This is a genomic window from Streptosporangium sp. NPDC051023, from assembly GCF_040689595.1.
Classification (GTDB): domain Bacteria; phylum Actinomycetota; class Actinomycetes; order Streptosporangiales; family Streptosporangiaceae; genus Streptosporangium.
Genome location: NZ_JBFBCE010000141.1, coordinates 1 through 15,251, shown reverse-complemented (window position 1 = coordinate 15,251; position 15,251 = coordinate 1). Strand labels below are relative to the sequence as shown.

General features: G+C 69.2%; 18 protein-coding genes. 7 read left to right on the top strand and 11 right to left on the bottom strand.

Annotation, left to right across the window (positions count from 1 at the left end; translation table 11 throughout):
- A partial coding sequence (locus tag AB0395_RS45775) for a universal stress protein (protein WP_366293880.1) occupies positions 1-91 on the top strand: 91 nt, incomplete at its 5' end.
- A 12-nt stretch (positions 92-103) separates the two neighbouring features.
- On the opposite strand, the gene AB0395_RS45770 is transcribed toward AB0395_RS45775, so the two are convergent.
- The 7 genes from AB0395_RS45770 to AB0395_RS45740 all read right to left on the bottom strand — a co-directional run bounded on the left by AB0395_RS45770 (position 104) and on the right by AB0395_RS45740 (position 5,957).
- Positions 104-682 carry a TetR/AcrR family transcriptional regulator gene (locus AB0395_RS45770; protein ID WP_366293875.1) on the bottom strand — a complete coding sequence of 193 codons (579 nt, stop codon included), beginning with the start codon at positions 680-682 and terminating at the stop codon, positions 104-106.
- 27 nt (positions 683-709) lie between these two features.
- The gene (locus AB0395_RS45765) at positions 710-1,432 is read right to left on the bottom strand and encodes an ABC transporter ATP-binding protein (RefSeq protein ID WP_366293872.1); all 723 of its coding nucleotides are present in this window, start codon (positions 1,430-1,432) and stop codon (positions 710-712) included.
- Positions 1,429-2,580: an ABC transporter permease gene (locus AB0395_RS45760; protein ID WP_366293870.1), complete on the bottom strand. Its 1,152-nt coding sequence runs from the start codon at positions 2,578-2,580 to the stop codon at positions 1,429-1,431. The genes AB0395_RS45765 and AB0395_RS45760 overlap by 4 nt, the downstream gene beginning before the upstream one ends.
- Before the next feature lie 235 nt (positions 2,581-2,815).
- Positions 2,816-3,418 carry a DUF4291 domain-containing protein gene (locus AB0395_RS45755; RefSeq protein WP_366293868.1) on the bottom strand — a complete coding sequence of 201 codons (603 nt, stop codon included), beginning with the start codon at positions 3,416-3,418 and terminating at the stop codon, positions 2,816-2,818.
- A gap of 87 nt (positions 3,419-3,505) precedes the next feature.
- Positions 3,506-4,171 (bottom strand): DUF998 domain-containing protein, encoded by a 666-nt coding sequence (locus AB0395_RS45750; RefSeq protein ID WP_366293865.1) that lies wholly within the window; start codon positions 4,169-4,171, stop codon positions 3,506-3,508.
- Positions 4,172-4,282: 111 nt separating this feature from the next.
- The gene (locus tag AB0395_RS45745; protein ID WP_366293863.1) at positions 4,283-5,515 is read right to left on the bottom strand and encodes an RNA polymerase sigma factor; all 1,233 of its coding nucleotides are present in this window, start codon (positions 5,513-5,515) and stop codon (positions 4,283-4,285) included.
- Positions 5,508-5,957 (bottom strand): YciI family protein, encoded by a 450-nt coding sequence (locus AB0395_RS45740; protein WP_366293861.1) that lies wholly within the window; start codon positions 5,955-5,957, stop codon positions 5,508-5,510. Before AB0395_RS45740 ends, AB0395_RS45745 begins: the two co-directional genes overlap by 8 nt.
- 880 nt (positions 5,958-6,837) lie before the next feature.
- Between AB0395_RS45740 and AB0395_RS45735 the strand changes: the two genes are divergently transcribed.
- The 6 genes from AB0395_RS45735 (at position 6,838) to AB0395_RS45710 (ending at position 12,386) form a co-directional block, all read left to right on the top strand.
- Positions 6,838-8,412, top strand: a complete 1,575-nt coding sequence (locus tag AB0395_RS45735; protein ID WP_366293859.1) for a pyridoxal-dependent decarboxylase — start codon at positions 6,838-6,840, stop codon at positions 8,410-8,412.
- Entirely contained in the window at positions 8,409-9,950 is a 1,542-nt protein-coding gene (locus AB0395_RS45730; RefSeq protein ID WP_366293857.1) for a hypothetical protein, read from the top strand. Before AB0395_RS45735 ends, AB0395_RS45730 begins: the two co-directional genes overlap by 4 nt.
- Positions 9,951-9,998: 48 nt before the next feature.
- The gene (locus AB0395_RS45725; protein ID WP_366293855.1) at positions 9,999-10,535 is read left to right on the top strand and encodes a hypothetical protein; all 537 of its coding nucleotides are present in this window, start codon (positions 9,999-10,001) and stop codon (positions 10,533-10,535) included.
- Positions 10,536-10,560: 25 nt separating this feature from the next.
- Positions 10,561-11,343 carry a hypothetical protein gene (locus tag AB0395_RS45720; protein ID WP_366293853.1) on the top strand — a complete coding sequence of 261 codons (783 nt, stop codon included), beginning with the start codon at positions 10,561-10,563 and terminating at the stop codon, positions 11,341-11,343.
- Between the two features lie 84 nt (positions 11,344-11,427).
- On the top strand, positions 11,428-11,841 hold the full coding sequence (locus AB0395_RS45715; RefSeq protein WP_366293850.1) for a hypothetical protein: 414 nt from the start codon (positions 11,428-11,430) through the stop codon (positions 11,839-11,841).
- Positions 11,838-12,386 carry a hypothetical protein gene (locus AB0395_RS45710; protein ID WP_366293847.1) on the top strand — a complete coding sequence of 183 codons (549 nt, stop codon included), beginning with the start codon at positions 11,838-11,840 and terminating at the stop codon, positions 12,384-12,386. Before AB0395_RS45715 ends, AB0395_RS45710 begins: the two co-directional genes overlap by 4 nt.
- A gap of 171 nt (positions 12,387-12,557) precedes the next feature.
- Here AB0395_RS45710 and AB0395_RS45705 read toward each other — a convergent pair whose 3' ends face one another.
- The 4 genes from AB0395_RS45705 to AB0395_RS45690 form a co-directional block, all read right to left on the bottom strand.
- Entirely contained in the window at positions 12,558-13,070 is a 513-nt protein-coding gene (locus tag AB0395_RS45705) for a helix-turn-helix domain-containing protein (RefSeq protein WP_366293844.1), read from the bottom strand.
- Positions 13,070-13,507, bottom strand: a complete 438-nt coding sequence (locus AB0395_RS45700; RefSeq protein ID WP_366293842.1) for a hypothetical protein — start codon at positions 13,505-13,507, stop codon at positions 13,070-13,072. Before AB0395_RS45700 ends, AB0395_RS45705 begins: the two co-directional genes overlap by 1 nt.
- 62 nt (positions 13,508-13,569) lie before the next feature.
- Positions 13,570-14,430: a helix-turn-helix domain-containing protein gene (locus tag AB0395_RS45695; RefSeq protein ID WP_366293878.1), complete on the bottom strand. Its 861-nt coding sequence runs from the start codon at positions 14,428-14,430 to the stop codon at positions 13,570-13,572.
- 31 nt (positions 14,431-14,461) lie between these two features.
- On the bottom strand, positions 14,462-15,251 hold a 790-nt coding region (locus AB0395_RS45690), incomplete at its 5' end, for an ABC transporter substrate-binding protein (RefSeq protein WP_366293840.1).

Sequence of the window (15,251 nt, the reverse complement as noted above, 5' to 3'; positions counted from 1 at the left end):
CTCGCCTCCCTCTCAGGCCGCCGTCGAGTGGGCCGCCGACGACGCCGTGCGGCGCGGATGCTCGCTGCGGATCGTCCACGTGTGCGCGTGACCGCACGGGGGTCTATCCCGCGTCGCGGGCGAACGGTTCGAGCAGTGCCCGCGCGCACTCCCACACGTTCTCCGGGCCGGCGCCGGACTCGATCATGCGGGACCCGGCGTGCACCACAGCGTTGACCATCTCCGCCGTTGACGACGCGTCGTCGACGCCGAGGTCGCGCAGCGCCTCCACCAGCGGTTCGAGGAGCTGCCCGTGCATGGCGCGGGTCTTCTCCGCGACCGTGTCGCTCGGGGCGACCTCCGCGAGCGCCGTGGCGAGCGCGTGCTCTCCCTCCGCGACGAGCTCGAAGTTCGCCCGCACGTAGGCGAGCACACGCTCCCCGGGACCGGCGGCGGCGTCCATCGCCTTCGCGACCCGCTCCGACCAGCGGGGGAAGACGTCCTCGACCATCGCGACGAGGAGGTCCTCCGCCGACCGGAAGTACTGGTAGACGCTCGGGCGCGCGAGCCCGCCGCGCGCGGCGACGCCGCTCAGCGTGGGAGGCCTGCCGGTCTCCGCCAGGATCGCCCGGGCCGCGTCGAGAAGCGCCCGGTGCTGGGCGGCGCGGTGCTCAGCGAGGGTCGCCGCCTGGATGCGGGGCACGGGCACTCCTCATTCGTGGGCGTCTCCTTACCCGGACAGTTTCCCATCCACCATCTCCAGGACGCGATCGCAGTGTCCGAGCACATCGTGGTCGTGCGTCACCATGACGGTCGCGACGGCGGACTCGTGGGTCTCGCGGGCGAGCAGTTCCACGATCTCGTGGCTGCGGGCGCGGTCGAGCGCCGCGGTTGGCTCGTCGACCAGCAGTACGGCTGGGCGGGTGACGAGCGCCCTGGCGATGCCGACCCGCTGGCGTTCGCCGCCGGAGAGCTGGTGCGGGCGGTGCCCGGCCCGGTGCGCCATGCCGACCCGCTCCAGGAGGTCGAGCGGGGCGTACCCGTCCTGCGGGCGCACGCCCGCGACGTCGAGCGCGAAGCGGAGCTGGTCGGCCGAGGTGAGCGCCGGAATGAGGTTGCCCGACTGGAACACGAAGCCGATCTTCTCTCGGCGGTGGCGTGCCTTCTCCCTGGCGCTCGCCCGCGCCACGTCGACACCGTGCAGCAGGACGCGGCCGCTCTGCGGCGTGGTGAGCGCGCCGGTGACGGCGAGCAGGCTCGACTTTCCCGCGCCGGACGGGCCGACGATCGCGACCAGCTCACCGGGCGCGACGGCCAGGTGGACGTCGTCGAGCGCGGTGACCATCGCGTCGCCGTCGCCCAGGCGCAGGGTGACGCCCTCCAGGAGGAGCCCGTCCCGTTCGGGGTCCCCGGACGGGATCTGCCGCTCGGGAAGTGTGGAGTGCGTGCTCATCGGTTTCCTCCCAGGGCGGTGAGCGGGTCGATACGGACGACGCGGCCGACCGCCGTGGCGGCTCCCGCGAGACCGAGGAAGATCAGGAGCAGGGCCGCGAAGGCGAGGGGAGCCGCCTCCAGGGCGAACGGCATGGGGGTCTCGGTGAGAAACGCGCCCCCGCCCACCCCCACCAGGAAGCCCACGGCGGTGGACGTCACCAGGATGACGGCCGCCTGGATCATGGTGTCGCGCATGAGATAGCCGGTGGAGGCGCCCATGGCGCGCACGACGGCGAGCTCATGCCTGCGCTGGATCGTCCAGACCGTGAAGAAGGCCCCGACGACGAGCGCGGAGATCGCGTACAGGAAGACCTGGATGAGCGTGAGCGTGGAGGTCTCGGCCGTGTAGCCGGGCGACGCGCTGTAGGACTCCTTCAGCATCATGCTCGTGGTGCCGGCCGCTGTGTCACCGGCGGCGAGGACGGCGTCCGTACCGGCTCCGTCCTTCAGACGCAGGGCGACGGCCGTCGCCTCCTGGTAGGCGCTCTCGCGCACCTCGTCGGCCGGTCCGGCGCCGGCGTGCATCCGCTGCCAGGCGCGCAGCGGGATGTAGGCGACGTCGACGTGTCCGAAGGTGCGCTGGTCGCCCGTGGTGCCGACGATCGTGAGCCGGGTGCCCAGCCGATCGATCGTGACGGTGTCGCCGATCGACAGTCCCTCGTCGAGGACGGTTTGGCTGACCACGATCCCGGTGAGGTCGGCGCCGAGCCGGGCTCCGGAGGAGACCTCGGGAGAGAGGAAGGATCCGGGATCCACGCCGAACAGCGCCAGGTCGATCGGGATCTCGGCGCCGCCCGCCGTTCTCGCCTTGGCGTTGGCGAGCATGTTGCCGAACGGGGCCGCGTCGGCGACGCCGTCCCGCTTCTTCCAGGTGTCCGCCTGTGCGAGCTCGATCGAGCTGCGGGAGAAGGCGGAGTCGGTCTTGGTGCCCTGCGCGAAGGCGAAGGCGGTGACCGGGAGCCGCTGAAGGCCGGAGACGCCGTCGTTGACAAGGCCGGAGGCCAGGCCGGACAGCAGCACGACAAGGACGGCGATGAGTGCGACCACCCCTCCCATCAGCCCGAAACGTGCACGCGCGAACACCAGTTCGCGCCAGGCAAGGAACATGACACTCCTTCAGGGAGGGGATGAGAACGGCTTCGCCTCACCGAGGGAACGGGGACGGCTTCGCCGTGCAATGGAAACGGCACGCGGCCAATCTTGCCGACGCACTGTCGGTAAATATACCAACGCACTGTCGGGAAGAAGTCGGGACCCTGCCGTTCACATGCCATAACGGGGTCACGCCCCCGGACCGGCCCGCCGAAGACGTCGGCAACGGCAACGGCCGGATCGGCTCCGTTCAGCCGAGGTCGGCGGTGTTCGAGATGCCTATGGACTGGGCGAGTTCCGCGGGAAGGGGATACGGGCGTTCCACGGGAAGCATGTCCGTGACGTCCCTGCCGTCACGCAGTGCCCGCCGGATGGTGTGGACCTGGCCGGTCAGGTCGGTGATCCTCAGGATCCACTGGTCGAGGTAGCGGGTGACGGCCTCGCCGGACAGGCCCACCTGGATCGACCGGTACGGCAGGGCGTTGTGGTGCGGGTCGCGTTCGGGATCCCACTGGATCCGGACCGGGCTCTCGCGCAGGCGCCGCTTCCACACCTCGTGATCCTCGCCGTCTCCGGGATGGCTGAGGCAGGAGTGCTCAAGCGCCCATTCGAACCCCTCCCGGCTGATGTCAACGGCCAGGACCCTGCTCTGACCGGGCTTGGCGGCCCAGCCGCAGCGGTACATCATCCACAGGAAGGACGGCTTGATCCAGGTCATCCGCTCGCGTTTGAAGGGCGGGACGAAGCGCTGCGCGGCGACGGCCGGGTCCGCGATGGCCGGGTCGTAGGCCTGGTAGACGGTGACGGACTCATCGGTGAAGACGGCACGGATCTGGCGGTATGGAACGGTCATCCCTGTGAGCATGAGGAACCGCGCGCCCACCTCGCAATCGGATTAACCCGCTGCGAGGTGGGCGGCCACTCCGGAAGTGCGCCTCGATCAGTGGTTCCTGAGCCGCAGGGACAGGGTGGCGAGCCAGGAGGAGATGAGCACCGCGCCGGCGGCGAAGCGCAGGCTGGCGCTGTCCTGGCTCCACGGCGGCACGGTCAGGACGAACGTGGCCAGGCTGCTGGTGACGCTGTGGACCGTCCAGGCACGGCTCGCGGGCCGCCGCGCGAACACGAGCCCGGCCACGATCAGCGACATGAACGCCATCGCCCCGAAGACCGTGTGCATGGCGCTGCCGGTGCTGAGGTGATCCGGCAGCCCGGCGGGGGCTCCGGCGGGCCAGCCCAGCGCGGGATCGGGCCTGAAGAACCCGCCTCCGACCATCGCCACGCCGTACACGCCGATCAGGATCGGCCCGGCCGTCCCCACCACGCCGGGACGGACGACCCGCCGTACGCCGATCGCGAAGGCGCACGCCAGCAGGCCCGTGAGCGCGAAGTTGGCGGTCTGCAGCCAGCCAAGGTCGCCGAGCGCGAGGGAGCTGATCGCGTGCCGCCGCAGGTCGAATCCGGTCCGGGTGAAGGCCTGCGCGAACGACACGACGGGGAACAGGAATCCGGCGACCGTACCGCAGGCCAGCAGCAGCGGCGTGACCCCGCGGACGGAGGAAGTCGTGGCTTCGAGACGGGAGGTTGCGGGTTCGGGAATGGCGGTCATCGTGGATCCTTTCGCGACCGGCGGTGGTCGCCGCGCCGGGTGTGGCGGGCTCGCCGTACGGCATGGCTACGAACCGGACCTGGCCGGATGGACAGCCACCCGCGAAATTCCTCAGAACTCCTCGACGGCGGCCAGGCGGCGGCGGAGGTGGGTGCGCTCGGGCTCGCTCCCGGCCGCATCGAGCGCCACGCGATAGGCCGCGGCGGCCTCGGGGAGGCGGCCGAGCCGGTGCAGCAGGTCGCCACGCGCCACCAGGTAAGGGTGGTAGCCGCGCAGCCGTGACTCGCCGGCCAGCCCGTCCAGGAGTGCCAGGCCCGCCTCCGGCCCATCGCGCATGGCCACGGCCGCCGCCCGGTTCAGCGCGACCACCGGGGAAGGGTCGAGCGCGAGGAGCACGTCGTACAGGGCCACGACCTGCGGCCAGTCGGTCGTGGCCAGGTCCGCCGCCTCGTCGTGGAGTGCCGCGATCGCGGCCTGCACGCCGTAAACGCCGGGCGGGCCGCCGCTCAGCGCGGTCACCACCAGCGCGGAGCCCTCCTCGATCATGGCCCGGTCCCAGCGACCGCGGTCCTGCTCGTCCAGCAGCACCGGCTCGCCCTCGATGCCGGTACGGGCGTCGCGGCGCGCGTGGACCAGCAGCGACAGTGCGAGCAGCCCGGCGACCTCCCGTTCCGAGGGCAGCAGCCTGTGCAGGATCCGCGCCAGCCGGATCGCCTCCTCGGCCAGGTCCAGCCGTTGCAGGTGGGGACCGGAGCTGGCCGCGTACCCCTCGGTGAAGATCGAGTAGATCACCTGGAGCACCCGGGGCAGCCGCTCCGGCAGCTCGTCCGCGCCGGGTACGCGGAACGGAATGCGGGCCTCACGAATCTTCTTCTTCGCCCGGACGATCCGCTTGGCCATCGTCTGGACCGGCACCAGGTAGGCCCGCGCCACCTCCGGCGTGGTCAGCCCCGCCAGGTAGCGCAACGTCAGTGCCCCGCTGTCCTCCGAGGACAGCGCGGGGTGGGCGCAGGTGAAGAACAGTTGCAGTCGCTCGTCCGGCAGGTCGTCGTGCGCGTCGGTGGGCGGGAGGTGCGCGATCCGCTCCGTCTCCACATGCAGGATGGCCAGTCGCGCGGCGAAGGCCTGGTCTCGCCTGAGCCGGTCGACCGCCTTGCGCCGCGCCGTCGTCATCAGCCACGCGCCCGGCTTGGGCGGCACCCCCTCGACCGGCCAGTGTTTCAACGCCGCCTCGATGGCGTCCGAGGTGACCTCCTCGGCGAGGTCGAGATCGCCGAAACGACGAACGAGCGCGGCCAGCAACCGGCCGCGCTCCTCACGAAAGACCGCTTCGACGTCACGCATCGAAGTCGGCGACCGGGCGTACCACGATCGACCCGCCGCCACGCGCACCCGGGCAGCGGGCGGCCCAGTCAAGCGCCACGTCCAGGTCCGGCACGTCGATCACATAGAAACCGCCCAGAACCTCCCGGGTCTCGACATACGGCCCATCGGTCACGGTCCGCGCGCCGTCCCTGCCCACGCGCACGGTGGTGGCGGTCACCAGGTCGGCCAGCGACTCGCCGGACACCCAGATGCCCGACTCCCGAACGGTCCTGTCATAGGCCATCCAGTCTTCGGCGGTGCACGGGTCGTCCTCGGCGACGGTGCCTGCGTTGATCAGCAGCATGTACTTCACGGTGGTCTCCTCTTGGGTGGAGTCGGTGTACGGCAGGCCCGCCGTACACCACCACCACGAACGGACCCCGGCCGGATGGACACGGCCTCCCAGGAAATTTTCTCGCACGACGCCACGGCATCCGAAACCACCCGGCTCCGTGGACCGCCGGTGTCGGCCTTGGCCGAGCGGGCCGGGCGGGCCGGGCATCGCCCGAGCGCATCCGAGGCGTCCCCTCCCGGCGCGGACACCTCGGGAGAGCGGCACGCCGGGAGAGCGGCACCTCGGGAGAGCCGCGCGTCGGGAGAGCCGCGCGTCGCCCCGTCGAGCCCGCCACCGCGTGTCGGCGAATACAGCCACACACAACAAGAATGTCCTGTTAATAGGAGCGCCAACCGAGGCGGCGGCCTCGAATGCCGAGCTTAATCCAGGTTCGTGAAAAAAACTCATAAGCGCGAAAACAACCGGGACTCACACCGCATCTTCCCACCTCAATCACCATGCGTAACTGTGGCCGAAATCTGCCAGTCCATCTGCATCAGAGGACTTGCGTCCCACTAGCGATCAATGATTAGGTCACCTACGTGACAGGCGTTCCAACACGTACGGCAGATAAAAGTCGGATCAAATTCATCGCGGTTCGCCCGCGACAGGTCTCCCTCGGATCCTGATCATCGGCGACATCGTCGCTGGAACGACTCGAACTGCCCGAACGGAACATGAACAGGGGGAAACAGGGCCTTCTCACACCATCTCTAACTATCATCGATCGACTTTTTCTCCCGGCGTTGGAACGATTCAACCCGCCGGGACGGCCCGGCGACGGCACGAATGCCGTCTCGTGCACGCCGGAGCCCTCTTTCTCGATCGACGCATCACCGCAGATCACGCATCTATTCGCGAGAACCTTCATGCGGTCGCCCGGGAATCAAATTCACCATGCCCTGATTCTTGTCCCTGGCGCGACCATATGAGCGTTCTCGACGCCGGACCATTTGGAGTTCCCTCCGTGACGAGTTCGCTTTCCGATGTCCAGAGTTCCTTTCCAGAGCCGGTGGCCGACGAAGGCACCCGGTCACCGACGCCGGGCCTCACCGCGGCCTTCGACCCCGGACATTTCCACGACGGCGCCATGGACATCGTCAGCCGCCTGACGGCGTATCTGGGCGATCGGTCGGTCCGGGGACTCGACCTCCTTGATCCGGCGGTATTGCTGAAGGCCGCGCGAGGGCTGATGACCCCGGAACGGCAGCACATCGCCGACTTCGACGCCGACCGGGTGAACCAGATCGTCGACCTGTACACGGGGACCGGCATCCCGGTCTACTCACCCGGCTACATGGGACGGCAGTTCTCCGGCGTGGTGCCGCTGGCCAGCCTTATGGACCTGGTCGGCTCGGTGGTCAACCAGCCCTCCTCCTTCTATGAGGCCGGGCAGCTCCCCAGCGTCGCCGAACGGCTCATGGCCGAGGAGCTCAACCGGTTCATCGGCTGGGACCGCGACCGGTTCACCATGGTGACGACCTCGGGGGGCTCCCTGGCCAACCTGACCGCGCTGCTGGCCGCCCGCAACCGCGCCTTCCCGCAGATCTGGACGCGCGGCGCCGGCGGCACGCCGGGTCCCCCGGCCATCGCGGTCAGCGAGGAGGCCCACTACAGCGTGACCCGGGCGGCCGGGGTGCTCGGCATCGGGGAACAACAGATCGTCCGGCTCCCGGTCGACCAGGCCGGGCGGATCCGCCCCGACCTGGCAGGCCCGGTGCTGGACGAGGCGCGACGGCGCGGCCTTCGGCTGTTCTGCCTGGTGGCCTCGGCCGGGACCACCTCGATGGGTGCCTTCGACCCGCTGGAGGAACTCGCGGCCGTGGCACGCCGCCATGGGCTCTGGCTCCATGTGGACGGGGCGCACGGGGCGAGCCTGCTGCTGTCGGACCGGCACCGGGACAGGCTGCGCGGCATCGAGCAGGCCGACTCGCTGACCTGGGACGCCCACAAGATGCTGTTCATGCCTGCGCCGTGCACGCTGCTCTTCTACCGCGACGGCGCGGCGGCGCGCGGCGCGTTCCGGCAGCGCGCCAGCTACGTCTTCGACGATGAACCGGACATCTACAGCGCCTACGACAGCGCGGACAAGAACTTCGAGTGCACGAAACGCCCGATGATCATGCCGCTCTGGACGGTCTGGTCGGTCTACGGCCCGGCGCTGTTCGCGCAGAAGATCGACCGGCTGTGCGAGGTGACCCGGCAGGCGCACCGGATGCTCGCCGCCGAACCTGACTTCGCCGTGGCGCACGAGCCGGAGTCCAACATCCTGTGCTTCCGGTACCTGCCGGACGGCCTGGACCAGGCGACCGTGCACCGGCTGCAACTGGAGATCCGCAACCGGATCCGGGACGGCGGACGCTTCTTCATCTCCAAGGTCGACATCGATGGCGTGGCGGCGCTGCGCGTGGTGGTGATGAACCACCTGATCGACACCGACCACCTGGCCATGCTCATCGCCGAGATCAGGGACATCGGGCAGCGAGTGCTGCGCGCGAGCACCGTGGTCCGGCACAACCAGCGGAACGGGAGTCATTCATGACCATGATGGATCTGGACATCGGCGCCTCGGCGGAGCTGACGGCACGGCTGATTCCCGAGGAGGAGCTACGGCCCCGCTCGGTGGACGACGTCGTCCGGCTGCCGTCGTTCGCGGAGAAGCTGGAGGAGTGCGGGCGGCTCACCGGAATCCCGTACTGCGAGTCCCCGCTCGACCTCCAGAACGCGCTGGTGTTCCGCAGGCTTCAGCAGCTCGTCCGCATCTCCCTGCTCAACCCGCTGTGGCGCGAGCGGCTGCACTACTTCGGGATTCGCGACGCCCCCGCCGACATGTCCGAGTGGGAGCGGATCCCGCTGTCGGACAAGACCGTGCAGCGGGACATGTTCATGGGCGCGCGGGCCGGGATGGTCGTGCCGCTCGAGCGCGGCGGGTTCGAGGTGGTGGCCAGCGGCGGCACCGGTGACGGCATGCCCCTGGAGATCGTGTACTCCCTGCGGGAGCTGCGCGACACCTACCGCATCTCCGGGGCGTTCATGGGCGCCTACCAGCTCAGCCGCTACCTGCACGGCCCCGCGCCGCGCTGGCTGTTCACCACCCTGGCCGACTACCAGATGTGGAGCAGCGGGACCATGGTCGGCGGCGTCCTGGCCCACGTCCCGGATGTCAACTACATCGGCGCGGGACCGGTGAGCGGGCCGGTGCTTGAGCACATGTTCTCCTACCCGGGCCACAAGGCGCTGATGGGCATCACCGCCGGCATCGCGATCCTGCCCGAGCTGGGCGCGGGCCTGTCCCCGCACGCCAGGGCGAGCTTCCGGGTCGCCATGTACGGCAGCGGCTCCCTGCCGCAGCGCAAGCGCGACGAGCTGCAGGCGTTCTTCCCCAACGTGTCGATCCTCAGCTACTTCGCCGCGACCCAGGCCGAGTGCGTCGGGCTCCAGCTCGACCACGCCTCGCCTGCGCTCTCCGCCGTGCCGGGGCTGCACCTGGTGGAGATCGTGGACGAGCACGGCCGTGCCGTCGCCGAAGGCGAGGAGGGCGAGCTGGTCGTCACCCGGCTGCACGCCGACGAGACACCGCTCCTCCGGCTCAAGCTCGGCGACCGGATGATCCGCCGCCCCGCCCTGGACGGGCCCGGGCTGCGCGCCGAGCGATTCGAGTTCGCCGGGCGCACCGCCGACGTGCTGCACCTCAACGACAGCCAGTACTCGGCGACGCTGGCCTACGCGGCCCTGCGGGGGCGGCTGCGCTCGACGACCGGCGTCGACCTGGACCTGGTCGCGCACGACGTCCAGTTCCACAACCACCGTGAGGACCGGACCCTCACCCTGCTCGCGGCGGTGGACGACGCGGAGGGCACGGCCGCGGCCGTCGAGCACGCCCTCGGCCCGAGCGGGACGCGGCGGCTGTTCACCCAGGCGCTGCCGAGCTCCCTGTCGCTCTTCAACGACCGGGAGGCCAACGCGGCGGCCATCGAGCAGATCGGGTACCAGTTCCGGCTGGTGTTCGTGCCGCGCTCCTCACCGCAGATCGAACGGACCACCGTCGGCAAGACGCCGCTGGTCAGGGACCGGGGCTGAGCACCTGGTGGCCCGTACGCCCGAATGACATCCGACAAGGGAGGATCGATGAAAGATAGGGTCAGCATCGTCGTGATGGTCGACGCCGTCGGGGCGTTGTCCGAGCGGACACTGCACAACGGCAACCTCTCGCTGGTCGACGACAGCACAGCGGGGAGCCAGCACCAGGGGACCCCCGACCTCGTCACGGCGGTGGTCCCGGGACAGGTCGTCCAGTGGACGCCCATCCACATAGACGTACAGACTCCGGTCGAGATCCAGGCCATCGAGTTCCTGTCCGGTCTGCCCGTCCCGTCCCCGGCCGACCTGGCGGCGGCGTACCCGGCGGAGTCCGCCGTTCCGGTGCCCGGCGCCGTGCCGCCGTACCCGGTGGAGCCCGCCGTTCTCGCGGCCGGCGCCGTGCCGACGGGGGTCGACGCCACGAGCTCCAACGGGCACGAGAACCACGACCTGCTGGTGTGGGAGGGCGTCGTGCCCTACGACATGACGCCCGGTGTCCCGTACCGGTACCGGCTCTCCCTCAAGCTCCACGAAGGACCCAACAGCGTGCTGCACATCGACTCGCCCGCGCTGCTGCGCGTGTGAGCCACGTTCTGCGAAAGGCGGTTTCATGGCCCAGCAACACGGGATCATCGTGCTCTTCGACGTCGAGAACGCGCTTCGGACGCGCTCACTCGACGGCAACACGTACTGGTTCGACAACATGAAGTTCCTCGGCTCGGCCGGGGTGGGCACCGAGGAACTGGTGACGATCGTCCCCGGCACCTATTTCCTCGACGGGTCGCAGGCGACCGAGCAGGTGCTGAACTGGCTGCCCGCGGCACTGGGATCGATCCCCCCGACGGTGCCGCGCAACTACCTGGCCGAGCAGGCGCGCGCCGCCGACCGGCGCGCGCTGGAGGAGCTGGCCTCGTTCAACGCCGAGGGCGGCGCGACCGAGGCCGAGGTCAAGCAGCTGCAGCAGCGGGTCAGCAAGCGCGCCCGCAAGCCGGTCGGCGGGCGCGGCCTCACCCCGACCAAGCTGCTGGACGTCACCGGCAAGGCCACGAGCAGCCCCGACGCGTACAACTACCCGGCTCCGGTGATCACCGACATCACCGGCCAGGCCGTCACCGAGAAGATCATTTACCCGGCCCAGTACGGGTCGCCCGACATGATCTACGACGGCTGGTACTGGGCCGCGACCGTGGACACCAGCAGGCCCGGGGTCTACCCGTACACGGTGCACGTCCAGCTGCACGAGCTGGTCGAGCGGAACGACGAGCTGGTCTGGGAGTCCGTTGACCTGACCTGCGAGTCCAGCCTCAAGATCACCAGTGATCCGAAGCGCAACGGGTTCACCGGCGCCGGACTGGGTGTGCTTCCCCTCCCGCCGGTCCCTGCCGCCGGCTGACCCTGTCCAAGCCATAGCATTTTCGAGCGGAGGAGCCACATGCCCCCGAGGAGCAGACAGCCAGAACGCCGACCCGTCCGGCCCGTGACGATCACCGCGGTGGTCGACCCCGTGGCCGCGCTGTCGTCGGAGAACCTGGACGACAACCTCTACCTCTACGACACCAACAAGGCCGCCGGGTCCACCGGTTTCGGTACCCCCGCGCTGCGCAGCCGGGTGCGCAAGGGCGACACCCTGCTGTGGAACGTGCTTCCGCTGGAGTGCGAGACCTACGTGGCCCTCGCCGACATCGAGATCGACCCGCAAATCGCCGAGCCAACGCGGAAGGTCTATCCCGGCACCGACATCGTGTTCTGGACCGCCGAGGTCAAGCAGGACCTCACCGAACCGATCCCGTACCGGCTCTCGTTCCTGCTCGGCATCGTCAACACGCCGTTCACCCCCACCGCCAGGCCGACCCTGGCCGGTCCCGCCGCCGAAGGAAAGGAAGGCCGATGACCCAGACGTACGCGGCCACGGACTTCGCCGATCGCGGCCAGCTCAACTCTGTCCAGCTGAACGTGGTGACCCTCGTCGACATGGAGAAGGCCGCCGCGACGAAGTCCCTGGACGGCTGCCTCTACATGATGGACAACAGCATCGGCGGGGTCGGGCAGGGCAGCGACCATCTGGAGACCGTCTGCAAGCAGGGGCAGGTGATCAACTGGATCATCCGCCCGATCGACATGCACCGCCGTCCTGACGGCACCTGGCCCCCGATGCCGAAGATCAACAACCTGGTCTTCCTCGACATCGAGAAGGGCGACGAGGAAGATGTCGCCGAACGCCGGATCATGACCGAGCTCAAGATCTACGGCGCTCCCGACCGGATGCGCGACCAGTACACCGCCGTCTACTACTACTGGGCCGGGGCGGTGATAAGCGACGCCCGGCCGGGGCTCTACCGCTATCGGCTCGTCCTGGAGCTGGAGAAGGAGCACGGCACCGACAAGCTGTACCTGAACTCGATCAACCACCCCGCCCTGCGGGTACTGCCCGTCTGACGGTCTCCGGGCCGCGAGACCACTGAGCGGCTGGGAGATGTCCGGCGGTCGCGCGGTGAACGGGCGCGGGCACGGGCGCGGTCCCTGCCCGCGCCCGTGCCCGCCGTTCGGAGGGCCTTCGCGCCCCATGCCCGTTCGCGAAGGCCCTCCCCCTGACCTGTTCCGCCGCCGCTAGGAGGCCACGCGGCCGTGGCGGTAGGCCCTGGGTGAGCAGCCGTAGGTCTCCCTGAAGACCCGGCTGAAGTAGGAGGAGTCGGCGAACCCCCAGTGCGCGCCGACCTCACCGACCGCCCTGCCCCCGAGACTGGGGTTGGACAGGTCCATGCGGCAGCGTTCCAGACGGCGCTGCCTGATCCAGCGGGCCACCGAGATGCCCTGCCTGGCGAACAGCTTGTAGAGGTAGCGGGTGGAGATGTGGTGTGCCGCGGCCACCGTCTCCGGTGACAGGCCCGGGTCGCCCAGGTTGTCGTCGATATAGGCCCGAATGCGCGGCAGGAGGCCGCCGCCGGGGCCGGTCGCGGCAGCCGAGACGATGTCGGTGACGATGTCGGTGACAGCGTCCCTCACGACATCCCTCAGACGCTCCACGACGGCGGTATCCGCCGTCAGGTCCCGCGGCAGCACGAGCACCAGCATCTCGACGTCGTCTGCGGAGACGTACGTCACCGACACCATCTCATCCATCAGGACACGTATTCCCCGTTGAGGGACAACGCGATGAAGGAGATCGGCCGGTCGACCCGCACGTAACCGAGGGGGCAGTGCCGCATGCCCGCCGGGATGTAGAGCGCCGTGGTCGTGTCGATCGTGTAGCGCTCGCCCTCCAGCTCGATCCAGGACTCGGCCCCGAGGTCGTTCTTGTCCTCGGAGTTGCTGCCCATCCAGATCAGGACCTCGTCGTAGGGGTGGGTGTGCTCCAGGACGTACGGGTTCGGCGTGGGCACCTCGTAGATCCAGCTGTAGGCGATGTGGATCTTACTGGGATCGACCTGCCAGCCGCTCATGAGCGCGAACGCGCCGCTGGTGCCCTTCTCCACCTCGCCGTACGCCAGTTCGCCCTCGTTGGGCAGTTCCTCACGGACCATGTCACGGACGAACAGGTGTTCATGGGTGCCAGCCATACGGCCTCCTTAATGCGGGGTTTCCCTCACATTAAGGAGGCGTTGACCTGCGCAGACAGAGACTAAGCATGGCCAGGATGGTACTTTTCCCGGATTTCCCGACGAAAGTCCCCTGGTGTCACACCGGCCTCGCGTTTGAAGAAGCGGCTGAAGTAGGAGGTGTCCTCGAACGCCAGTGACCTGGCGATCTGCGCGACCGACAGGTCGCTCTGGGCCAGCAGCCGCTTGGCCTCCAGCGTGAGCGCATCCCTGATGATCTCGCCGGGGCTGCGCCCCGTCGCCTCCTTGACCGTCTCCGCCAGATGCCCGGAGGTGACCCCGAGCTGGTCGGCATAGGCCTTCACCGACCGGACGTCGACCACGTGCCGGGCGACCAGTCTGGTGAACGACCGCGCCAGGACGGACGAGCGCGTGCCCGCCTCGCCCCCGTTGCTCGCCTCGAGCAGCCGCCCGCCGGTGACCAGCAGGATCTGCAGGTACGACTGGAGCATCGAGGCGAAGCCGGGCGCCCGGCCCTGATACTCCTCGCACATCAGCGCGAGCAGCCTGGTCATCCTTTCCGCCTGTTCGGGCGGCAGGGACAGCTCGTTGTGCTCGCTGAGGCCGTGGAAGAAGGGCGGCTCCTCCTGCCACAGCAGGAACTCCTCGGTGAACAGGACCAGGGTGCCCTGCATTGGCACGTCGTAGTTCCAGTGGTGGACCTGCCCCGGCGCGATGAAGTACATCGTGCCGGGCCGGATGGGGGACGATCTGAAGTCGACGGTGTGCGTGCCGCTCCCCGCGCTCACGTAGAGGATCTCGTAGAACACGTGGCGGTGCGGGAAGGCGGCCCGCGACCATGACCCCATCTCGTCGAAGGTGCCGACGGCGAAGGGCGACAGGCCCATCGGCACCGGCACCTCGATCTCATGCATCGGCAGCATCTGACTCACACCCCGAGCATAGAAACCGGACTTAGGACGTGGCGAGGTTGATTCCGGGCTCATCGATGGCCTTGAGGCCGTACCCACCGAGAATCTTGTCGAGGGTGCCGTCCGCCTTGAGCTCCTTCATCGCGGCGAGGAGGGCGTCGGCGAACTGCTTGTCCTTCTTGGCGACGAACATGCCGACGTAGGTCGGTGCGAAGCCCTCGGCCACGATCACGATCGGCGACCCCTGGCTGATGGCGTACTTGGCGGTCTCGGCGACCAGGACCTCGGCGTCCACCCGGCCAGAGCGCAGCGCCAGGTCGGAGTCCTGGGCCGTCGGGAACTCCACCGGCTCCGCGGCGGGCTTGCCCTGGTCGGTGCACTTCTTGGCGGCGTCCTTGACCACCTGCACGTCGGTGGTGCCCCGGATCGCGGCGACCTTCTTGCCGCAGACGTCGTCGAGCGTCTTGATCGTCGCCGACTTGTCCTTGCTGGTCACCAGGACCTGCGAGGACTGCATGTAGTCGACGAAGTAGCCGATCTTCTGACGCTCCAGCGTGTCGGAGATGCCGTCGTCCGCCATGTCGTACCGCCCGCCCGCGACGCCCGGCAGCAGCGCCTCCCAGGCGACGTTCTTGATGTCGTACTTCAGGCCAAGCTTGGCGGCGACCGCCTTGCCGACGTCGGGGGTGATGCCCCCGGTGATGTTGTTGGCCGAGTCGGTCAGCAGGTAGGGCAGGTTCGGCAGGGTTGTGCCCACGTTGATGACACCCGCCTGCTTGATCCGGTCGGGCACGCCGGCCGCCGCGCCCGACGCCGCGGACGGCGCGGCGGAC

What these genes read in the sequence shown, in the direction of transcription:
- AB0395_RS45725 (WP_366293855.1), top strand. Translation starts at nt 9,999, where the DNA reads ATGAAAGATAGGGTCAGCATCGTCGTGATGGTCGACGCCGTCGGGGCG.
- AB0395_RS45745 (WP_366293863.1), bottom strand. Translation starts at nt 5,515, where the DNA reads ATGCGTGACGTCGAAGCGGTCTTTCGTGAGGAGCGCGGCCGGTTGCTG.
- AB0395_RS45750 (WP_366293865.1), bottom strand. Translation starts at nt 4,171, where the DNA reads ATGACCGCCATTCCCGAACCCGCAACCTCCCGTCTCGAAGCCACGACT.
- AB0395_RS45700 (WP_366293842.1), bottom strand. Translation starts at nt 13,507, where the DNA reads ATGGCTGGCACCCATGAACACCTGTTCGTCCGTGACATGGTCCGTGAG.
- AB0395_RS45710 (WP_366293847.1), top strand. Translation starts at nt 11,838, where the DNA reads ATGACCCAGACGTACGCGGCCACGGACTTCGCCGATCGCGGCCAGCTC.
- AB0395_RS45705 (WP_366293844.1), bottom strand. Translation starts at nt 13,070, where the DNA reads ATGGATGAGATGGTGTCGGTGACGTACGTCTCCGCAGACGACGTCGAG.
- AB0395_RS45730 (WP_366293857.1), top strand. Translation starts at nt 8,409, where the DNA reads ATGACCATGATGGATCTGGACATCGGCGCCTCGGCGGAGCTGACGGCA.
- AB0395_RS45765 (WP_366293872.1), bottom strand. Translation starts at nt 1,432, where the DNA reads ATGAGCACGCACTCCACACTTCCCGAGCGGCAGATCCCGTCCGGGGAC.
- AB0395_RS45755 (WP_366293868.1), bottom strand. Translation starts at nt 3,418, where the DNA reads ATGACCGTTCCATACCGCCAGATCCGTGCCGTCTTCACCGATGAGTCC.
- AB0395_RS45760 (WP_366293870.1), bottom strand. Translation starts at nt 2,580, where the DNA reads ATGTTCCTTGCCTGGCGCGAACTGGTGTTCGCGCGTGCACGTTTCGGG.
- AB0395_RS45720 (WP_366293853.1), top strand. Translation starts at nt 10,561, where the DNA reads ATGGCCCAGCAACACGGGATCATCGTGCTCTTCGACGTCGAGAACGCG.
- AB0395_RS45695 (WP_366293878.1), bottom strand. Translation starts at nt 14,430, where the DNA reads ATGCTGCCGATGCATGAGATCGAGGTGCCGGTGCCGATGGGCCTGTCG.